Raw genomic sequence first — 7735 nt, forward strand, 5'->3', positions numbered from 1 at the left:
ACTGCTTGAAGTTTTCCCTAACTGTCCGTGGGTTTGCCGGGCCGTGTGGGATAGGGTCAACAGCTGAACGACCCTGGATGGACTGCCTCGATGAACCTCTCGCTTGATCTGCTGTTGGGCTTTGCCCTGTTTGCCCTTGTCACCTCTATCACACCGGGGCCGAATAACACCATGTTGCTGGCGTCCGGAGTGAATTTCGGTTTCAACCGCACCATTCCGCACATGCTCGGCATCAGCTGCGGCTTCTTCCTGTTGGTAGTAGCGGTGGGCTTTGGCCTTGGCGCCGTGTTTCAGGCCTATCCGATTCTGTATACGGTGCTGCGTTATGTCGGCGCGGCGTATTTGTTGTATCTGGCGTGGAAGATCGCCCACTCCGGCCCGGTCGGCGACAGTGCCCACGGCGAGGCGAAACCGATCAGCTATCTGGGCGCCGCGGCGTTCCAGTGGGTCAATCCCAAGGCGTGGATCATGGCCATCGGTGCCATCAGCACGTACACGCCGATGCAGGGTTATTTCTATAACGTTGTGATCATCGCGGCGGTGTTCGCCATCATCAATCTGCCCAGTGTCGGCCTGTGGGCGGCGTGCGGCACGCTGTTGCGCAATGTGCTGAAAGATCCGCGCTGGTTGCGCGTGTTCAATTGGGGCATGGCGGCGCTGTTGGTGATCTCGTTGTACCCGTTACTTCTGGAAAGCTTTCACTGACGCATTGCTTCAATCGCCGGCCCGATGCCTGTTAAGCTCGGTTTCAGGAGCGTTCCTACGCACTTTTAAATGAAGCCCTACTTCTTTAACGGCATCCGATCAGGTATTGATGACGCTCTCGAACCCATGCACAGCTCACGAGGCTGTGCATCGTCGTTTGCAGACACGAGCCTCCTGATCCCGGAACACGCTCTGCGAGACCTTTATGAACACACGTCCGTTGTATTTCGATTACGCCGCCACCACCCCGGTGGACGAGCGGGTCATCCAGGTGATGATCGAATGTCTGGGTTTTCACGGTAACTTCGGTAACCCGGCGTCCAGCTCCCACGCTTTCGGCCAGCAGGCCCGGCAGACGGTCGAGCAGGCACGTCGGCAAGTCGCCGATCTGGTCGGCGCGCAGCCTGAGCAGATCGTCTGGACCTCTGGTGCCACCGAATCCAACAACCTCGCCCTCAAAGGCGTCGCCCAGGCCCGTGGCGTTTGCGGCGGGCACATCATTACCAGTCAGATCGAACACAAGGCCATTCTCGACACCGCGCGGCAATTGCAGGACTCGGGCATTGCCGTGACCTATCTGGTGCCGGACGCCCAAGGCTTGATCACGCCGCAAGCGGTCAGCGAAGCGATGCGTGACGACACTTTTCTGGTGTCGCTGATGCTGGTCAACAATGAGTTGGGCACGGTCAACGATGTCGAGGCGATTGGCGAAGTGGTGCGCAGTCGGCAGGCGTTGTTTCATGTTGATGCGGCGCAAGGCGCGGGCAAGGTCGCGATCGATCTGAGCCGCTGGCCGGTGGATCTGATGTCGTTTTCCGCACACAAACTCTACGGCCCCAAGGGCATCGGCGCCTTGTATGTCGGCCCGCAGGCGCAGCAACGCTTGCAGGCACAGATCCACGGTGGCGGTCATGAAGGTGGCCTGCGCTCCGGAACCCTGGCGACTCATCAGATTGCCGGGATGGGCGCTGCTTTCGCTTTGGCCGCCGACGCATTCGATGAAGAGAAAAAATCCATCATCGCTTTGCGCGAACGCTTGCTCGAACAGCTTTTGAAGTTGCCCGGCGTGCGCCTCAATGGCAGTGCCTCGCAACGCATTCCGCACACCCTGAGCCTGACCTTCAGCGAGGGCGAGTTCAACAGCGCCGCATTGAGCCATTCGATCGCGTTTTCCGCGACGTCGGCGTGTAATTCCGCAAGTAATGCGCCGTCCCACGTGCTGCTCGCGCTCGGGCACGATGCGCGGCTGGCGGGGCGCACCATCCGCTTGAGCCTAGGGCGGTTTACCACCGTCGAGGATGTCGACAAAGCCGTTGACCTGATCACAACCGCCTGCGCCAGTGCCCCGGCATTCTGGGCGACAGGGCTCTAAACAGCAGACGCTTTCCATGGCCGCGAAGGCTACGAACAATAACGATGACGCGATTAGCAGGAGACATGATGAGTTCCCACACCTTGACCGAAGGATCGGTGCCTCAGCGCCTGGCGCATACCCGTGAACTGATGCGCCGCGAAGGCATCCATGCGCTGCTGGTGCCGTCCGCCGACCCGCATCTGTCGGAATACCTGCCGGGCTACTGGCAGGGTCGGCAATGGCTGTCAGGTTTCCACGGTTCGGTCGGTACGCTGATCGTCACTGCCGATTTCGCCGGTGTGTGGGCCGACAGTCGTTACTGGGAACAGGCGACCAAGGAGCTCAACGGCAGCGGCATCGAACTGGTCAAACTGCAACCGGGGCAGCCGAGCCCGCTGGACTGGCTGGCCGAACAAACCCCTGAGGGCGGCGTGGTTGCGGTCGACGGCGCGGTCATGGCAGTGGCGTCGGCGCGTACGCTGAGCAGCAAGCTCGAAGCACGCGGCGCTCGCCTGCGTACCGATATGGACCTGTTGCAGGAAGTCTGGCGCGATCGCCCGAGCCTGCCCAACGCGCCGATCTATCAGCATCTGCCGCCGCAAGCGACCGTCAGCCGTGGCGAGAAACTGGCGAAACTGCGCGAAACCTTGCAAGAGCGCGGTGCTGACTGGCATTTCATCGCCACCCTGGATGACATTGCCTGGCTGTTCAACCTGCGCGGTGGTGACGTCTCGTTCAACCCGGTGTTTGTTTCGTTCGCCTTGATCAATCAGCAGCAAGCCACGCTGTTCGTGGCGCTGAGCAAGGTCGATGCCGATCTGCGCGCCGTGCTCGAGCAGAATGGCGTGACGCTGCGTGACTACAGCGAAGTGGCCGATGCATTGCGTGCGGTGCCGAGTGGCGAGAGCCTGCTGGTCGACCCGGCACGAGTGACCACGGGGTTGCTGGATAACCTGGACAGTGGCGTGAAACTGGTCGAGGGTCTCAACCCGACTACGTTGGCCAAATCGCAGAAAAGCGAAGCCGACGCTCAACACATCCGTAAAGCCATGGAGCAGGATGGCGCGGCGTTGTGCGAATTCTTTGCCTGGCTGGAATCGGCATGGGGGCGCGAGCGCATCACCGAACTGACCATCGACGAGAAGCTTACGGCTGCCCGTGAACGTCGCCCCGATTATGTTTCGCTGAGCTTCAACACCATTGCCGCATTCAACGCCAATGGCGCGATGCCGCACTATCACGCTACCGAAGAAGAGCATGCGGTGATCGAGGGTGATGGTCTGTTGCTCATCGACTCCGGTGGCCAATACCTTGGCGGTACCACAGACATCACGCGCATGGTCCCGGTGGGTACGCCGACGCAGGAGCAGAAACAGGACTGCACGCGCGTGTTGAAAGGCGTGATTGCGCTGTCGCGGGCACGATTCCCGAAAGGCATCCTGTCGCCGCTGCTCGACGCCATCGCTCGTGCGCCGATCTGGGCTGACAACGTCGACTACGGTCACGGCACCGGTCATGGCGTTGGCTATTTCCTCAACGTTCACGAAGGTCCGCAAGTGATCGCTTATCAAGCGGCACCGGCACCGCAGACGGCGATGCAGCCGGGGATGATTACCTCGATCGAACCCGGCACTTATCGCCCGGGCCGCTGGGGCGTGCGCATCGAGAACCTGGCGATGAATCGCGAGGCCGGCAGCAGCGAATTCGGCGACTTCCTCAAGTTCGAAACCCTGACGCTGTGCCCGATCGATACCCGCTGCCTGATTGCCGACCTGCTGACTCAGGAAGAAAAGCAGTGGCTCAATGCTTATCACAGTGAAGTACGCGAGCGTCTGAGTCCGTTGCTGGATGGCGCGGCGCTGAGCTGGCTGAACGAGCGCACTGTGGCCATTTGATCGATTTACCCAAGGCACCGCTCGCGATGCCTTGGGGCTCGGCTTCAATCCTGGCGCAATGTCTCTTCTACGAAGTCGAGTCGATCCTGACCGAAGAACAGCTGATCGCCGATAAACATGCTGGGGGCACCGAAGACGCCGCGCTTGATAGCGGCTTCGGTGTTTTCCTTGAGTTTGGCTTTGACTGATTCATCGTTGCTCAGGGCCAATACTTCTTCGGGATCGAAGCCGTTTTCAGTCAGCACGGCGGCAATGGCTTGTGGATCGTTGAGGTTACGGCCTTCTACCCAAAGCGCCCTGAACAGGCAATCGACGAATTCGGTGAAACGCTGCGGCTGGCGCATCTGCATGCCAGTGACGGCACGCATCAATATCAGCGTGTTGATTGGGAAGTGCGGATTGAATCTGAGCTGTACGCCGTAGCGTTTGGCGAAGCGATCGAGGTCCTGAAACATGTAGCGGCCCTTGGCCGGAATCATTGCCGGCGAAGCGTTGCCGGTGGCTTTGAACACACCTCCCAACAGCATCGGGATGTAGATCAGTTCACTTTGGGTATCGGCGCAGATTTGCGGTAGCTGGGTGTGCGCCAGGTAGGTGGTGGGGCTGCCGAGGTCGAAATAGAATTCCACGGTTTTGGTCATGATCAAATTGCTCTCTTATTGTTGTAATGAGGGAGGAGGGCTTACCAGCGTTCGTTCCACGGGCGCAGGTCCAGTTCGAATGTCCAGGCATCGCGGGGCTGACTGTGCAAATACCAATAGTTTTCGGCGATGTGCTCTGGATCGAGAATACCGTCCTGATCCTTGGTCGCGTATTTCTCGGGAAAGCTGTTGCGGATGAAGTCGGTGTCGATCGCACCATCAACCACAACGTGGGCGACATGAATGTTCATCGGCCCCAATTCTCTCGCCATGCTTTGCGCCAGTGCGCGGATGCCATGTTTGGCTCCAGCGAAAGCGGCAAATCCAGAGGCGCCGCGCAGCCCGGCCGTGGCACCGGTGAACAGAATCGTGCCGCGCTGCCGAGTGACCATGCGCTTGGCCACTTCACGAGCATTGAGAAAGCCGGAGAAGCAGGCCATCTCCCAGATCTTGAAATATTTGCGCGCGGTTTCTTCGAGAATGCTGCACGGCACGTTGGCGCCGATGTTGAAGACGAAGGCCTCGATCGGGCCGACGTGGGTTTCGATGTCTTCGATCAAGGCGATGACGTCATCTTCCTTGCGCGCATCGCAGGCAAAACCATGCGCCTCACCGCCCTCAGCGATGATCGCGTCAACCAGTGGCTGCAGTTTGTCGGCGCTGCGCCGGGTCACGCAGGCTGTAAACCCCTCACTGGCAAAGCGCTTGGCAATTGCCCCGCCCGTGGCATCACCGGCACCGACAACCAACACGACCTTCTTGTTATTCATGGGTGAATCCCTTTGGGTTAACGATCGTTTAGTTAACGAACGTTATGCTAGGATTGGGGCAGCGTCAAGGCGATCTACTTCAGGAGATGACATGCGTTATTCGGCCGGACACAAATCGGAAACCCGCGAACGATTGCTGCAAAGCAGCGCGCTGTCGGCAAAGAAATCGGGGTTTTCCACGGTGGGCGTGGATGGCCTGATGAAAGCCATCGGTTTGAGTGGCGCCGCGTTCTACAGCCACTTTTCATCCAAGGATGCGTTGTTCGCTGCCATCGTCGAGCGAGAGTTGAGTGAAAGTCTTGAGCGCCTTGGTGGCCAGGGCGGTGCAGATCGGCAGCGTCTGGAGCGTTGTCTGAAGCAGTACCTGAGCATGGCCCACGTCGAGCAACCCGAGGCCGGTTGCGCTTTGCCGACATTGGGCGCAGAGATTGCCCGTGCCGATGTGCGGGTGCGTGAGCAGGCTGAAGAATGGATCTGCCGTCTGCAGCAAAGTTGGGCGCAGATACTGGAAAGCGAGAGTCTGGCCTGGTCGGTGCTGTCGCAATGCGTGGGCGCATTGGTGGTCGCGCGGATGCTGGCGACACCGGACGTGCAGCGTACGGTGTTGCGCTCGAGTCACGAGGAAATTACACGTCAGCTCGCTTTGTCCCGAGCCGAGTAGTTATTTGCAGATGACGATCATGCTGCGGCTGGTATAACCGGCCGGGTTCAAGCCGAACGGATAATCGCCAGGTTCTTCGACGGCGTCCCCGGATTTGGCGATCACCTTGTAACCCTTGGGCGCGCAGGAATTGGCGGCGCTGGTGTAGCACTTGTCCCATGAGGATGAAAGTCCGGAACAGTTGATATGCAGCCCCTTCTTGCCGCGTTTGACCTGGGTTTCCGAGGTCGCTGCGCAACTCGCGATCGCCAGTAGGGCGATCAATAGCAAAATTCGGTTCATTACCATCCTTAATAGCGGCCACGAGTCTGGTGCTCGGGTCTGCCTGTATTCGCTCGCGTTTGCAGCGTTGTGCCGTCCTTTGCGAAAAAATCCATGCCTGGCGATGGGTTACGAAGCTAAACATGGCCTAAATGAGCACCAATTACCAGATCTCACTTTCTATTAAGCTTCAGTCGGCAGCGACAGCAGGCTTTGCTCCGCTGCCCATGGTCATGGTTGCGCCCACCGACGCCAGGATAATGCACAGGATGGCCAGCCATTGTGACAATGAAAGGTATTCCTGGAGAAAAAGCAGACCTGATAGCGCGCCGAATGCCGGTTCAATACTCATGAGAGTGCCGAAGGTGCGCGCGGGCATTCGGGTGAGAGCTACCATTTCCAGGGTATAGGGCAGGGCGGTGGAGAGAATGGCGACACCGATAGCAATCGGAATCAGTGATGGTGTAAGCAGCGCCGCGCCGGCATGAACGATTCCGATCGGCGCCACAAACAGCGCGGCGATCATCACGCCCAACGCAGCCGTAGTCACTCCGTTATCAGCGCCGGCCTTCTGCCCGAAGAGAATGTACAGCGCCCAGCACACCCCGGCGCCCAGCGCATAGCCTGCTCCGACCAGGTCTATGCCAGCAGTGGTTGTCCCAGTAGGTATTAATAGGAGCAAACCGGCTGCAGCGAGCGCGATCCAGAGAAAATCGATGGCTCGGCGAGAGGCATATATAGCTACGGCCAGAGGGCCAGTGAATTCCAGCGCAACGGCGATGCCCAGCGGCACCGTGCGCAGAGACATATAGAAGAGGAAATTCATCCCGCCCAATGCCATCCCGTAGATGATTACGGTACGAAGAGACTTGGCGGTCAGCTTTGCACGCCATGGGCGCAGTATCAGTAGCATGATCATGCTGGCAAAGATCAAGCGAAGAGTGGTTGTTCCTTGTGCGCCGATGATGGGGAACATGCTTTTGGCCAGAGAAGCGCCCGACTGGATGGACGCCATGGCTATCATGAGCAGGCAAACCGGAAACAATATGGAGGAGAGAGAGCGGGGGTGGTGATTCATTGCGCGGCAGCATCCAAGGCAAAAACAAATATTGTTGTGGTAGTGGGCAATATACTGCGCATTGGAGTGGGCTGCGTCTATATATAGAGAAGCTTTTTAAGCTTTTGAAAGAAAAGCGAAATTAACGGTTGACGGCAGATTCCAGAGGTCTATAATTCGCCCCACTTCCGGCGCAGTCGAAACGGAAAACTCCTTGAGATTCAAAGAGTTACACGGTTTTCGACAGCGGTTTGCTTCAGATCATCGAAGCCTGGAAGGAGTTGAAAGAGCAGTGATGTGAGCTTTTTTAACGGTTCGATCTTCTCGGTCGAAAGCGGAGAAAAAGAGGTGTTGACAGCAGCGATTAACGCTGTAGAATTCGCCTCCCGCT

The 7735-nt window shown here is 58.4% G+C and carries 8 protein-coding genes; 4 read left to right on the forward strand and 4 right to left on the reverse strand.

The window, feature by feature from the left end; genetic code table 11:
* Positions 1-90 precede the first annotated feature (90 nt).
* The 3 genes from PspCFBP13508_RS26085 (at position 91) to PspCFBP13508_RS26095 (ending at position 3954) form a co-directional block, all read left to right on the forward strand.
* A complete protein-coding gene (locus PspCFBP13508_RS26085; protein ID WP_024013660.1) occupies positions 91-705 on the forward strand; it encodes a LysE family translocator in 615 nt (204 codons plus the stop codon).
* Positions 706-910: 205 nt separating this feature from the next.
* Positions 911-2077: an aminotransferase class V-fold PLP-dependent enzyme gene (locus PspCFBP13508_RS26090; RefSeq protein ID WP_130901825.1), complete on the forward strand. Its 1167-nt coding sequence runs from the start codon at positions 911-913 to the stop codon at positions 2075-2077.
* A 68-nt stretch (positions 2078-2145) separates the two neighbouring features.
* Positions 2146-3954 carry an aminopeptidase P family protein gene (locus PspCFBP13508_RS26095; protein ID WP_137216179.1) on the forward strand — a complete coding sequence of 603 codons (1809 nt, stop codon included), beginning with the start codon at positions 2146-2148 and terminating at the stop codon, positions 3952-3954.
* Positions 3955-3998: 44 nt separating this feature from the next.
* Here the strand turns inward: PspCFBP13508_RS26095 and PspCFBP13508_RS26100 are convergent, their stop codons facing one another.
* Positions 3999-4595, reverse strand: coding sequence for a 2-hydroxychromene-2-carboxylate isomerase (locus PspCFBP13508_RS26100; protein WP_137216180.1), 597 nt, complete (start codon positions 4593-4595; stop codon positions 3999-4001).
* A 41-nt stretch (positions 4596-4636) separates the two neighbouring features.
* The gene (locus PspCFBP13508_RS26105) at positions 4637-5365 is read right to left on the reverse strand and encodes an SDR family oxidoreductase (RefSeq protein ID WP_137216181.1); all 729 of its coding nucleotides are present in this window, start codon (positions 5363-5365) and stop codon (positions 4637-4639) included.
* Positions 5366-5456: 91 nt separating this feature from the next.
* Between PspCFBP13508_RS26105 and PspCFBP13508_RS26110 the strand changes: the two genes are divergently transcribed.
* On the forward strand, positions 5457-6026 hold the full coding sequence (locus PspCFBP13508_RS26110; protein WP_137216182.1) for a TetR/AcrR family transcriptional regulator: 570 nt from the start codon (positions 5457-5459) through the stop codon (positions 6024-6026).
* On the opposite strand, the gene PspCFBP13508_RS26115 is transcribed toward PspCFBP13508_RS26110, so the two are convergent.
* Positions 6027-6308, reverse strand: a complete 282-nt coding sequence (locus PspCFBP13508_RS26115; RefSeq protein ID WP_130912268.1) for a hypothetical protein — start codon at positions 6306-6308, stop codon at positions 6027-6029. It lies immediately after the preceding gene.
* A 169-nt stretch (positions 6309-6477) separates the two neighbouring features.
* Complete coding sequence (rhtA, locus tag PspCFBP13508_RS26120) at positions 6478-7365, reverse strand: threonine/homoserine exporter RhtA (RefSeq protein ID WP_137216183.1); 888 nt, start codon at positions 7363-7365, stop codon at positions 6478-6480.
* Positions 7366-7735 lie beyond the last annotated feature (370 nt).

This window comes from Pseudomonas sp. CFBP13508 (assembly GCF_005233515.1).
Taxonomy (GTDB): domain Bacteria; phylum Pseudomonadota; class Gammaproteobacteria; order Pseudomonadales; family Pseudomonadaceae; genus Aquipseudomonas; species Aquipseudomonas mercuritolerans.